Raw genomic sequence first — 780 nt, 5'->3', positions numbered from 1 at the left:
CTAGAAGTCCATGTCGCCGCCGCCGGGCATGCCGGCCGGAGCAGCAGGGGTCTTCTCGGGCTTCTCGGCGATGACGGCCTCGGTGGTGAGGAAGAGCGCCGCGATGGAAGCGGCGTTCTGCAGCGCGGAGCGCGTCACCTTGGCCGGGTCGATGATCCCGGAGTCGAACATGTTGACGTACTCGCCGGAAGCGGCGTTGAGGCCCTCGCCGGGGGTCAGGTTGCGCACCTTCTCCACCACGACGCCGCCCTCAAGACCGGCGTTGACCGCGATCTGCTTGAGCGGCTCCTCCAGAGCCTTCTTCACGATCGCCGCACCGGTGGCCTCGTCGCCCGTCAGCTCCAGCTTGTCGAACGCCTTCGCGCCGGCCTGCAGCAGCGCCACGCCACCACCGGGGACGATGCCCTCCTCGACGGCCGCCTTGGCGTTGCGCACGGCGTCCTCGATGCGGTGCTTGCGCTCCTTGAGCTCGACCTCGGTCGCCGCACCGGCCTTGATGACCGCCACGCCACCGGCCAGCTTGGCCAGGCGCTCCTGCAGCTTCTCACGGTCGTAGTCGGAGTCGGTGCGCTCGATCTCGGCGCGGATCTCGTTGACCCGGCCGGAGATCGCCTCGGCGTCACCGGCGCCGTCGACGATGGTGGTCTCGTCCTTGGTCACCACGACCTTGCGGGCGCGGCCGAGCAGGTCGAGGGTGGCGGTCTCCAGCTTGAGGCCGACCTCCTCGGCGATGACCTGACCACCGGTCAGGATCGCGATGTCGCCCAGCATGGCCTTGCG

1 protein-coding gene is annotated in these 780 nt (G+C 69.5%); it reads right to left on the bottom strand.

Annotated features, from left to right (window positions below):
* On the bottom strand, positions 1 to 780 hold a 780-nt coding region (gene groEL, locus IEZ27_RS53445; protein WP_189654321.1), incomplete at its 5' end, for a chaperonin GroEL.

This window comes from Nonomuraea spiralis (assembly GCF_014648435.1).
GTDB classification, from domain to species: Bacteria; Actinomycetota; Actinomycetes; order Streptosporangiales; family Streptosporangiaceae; genus Nonomuraea; species Nonomuraea spiralis.
The sequence above is the reverse complement of the archived record's forward strand: the minus strand, read 5'-3'. Positions and strand labels throughout refer to the sequence as shown.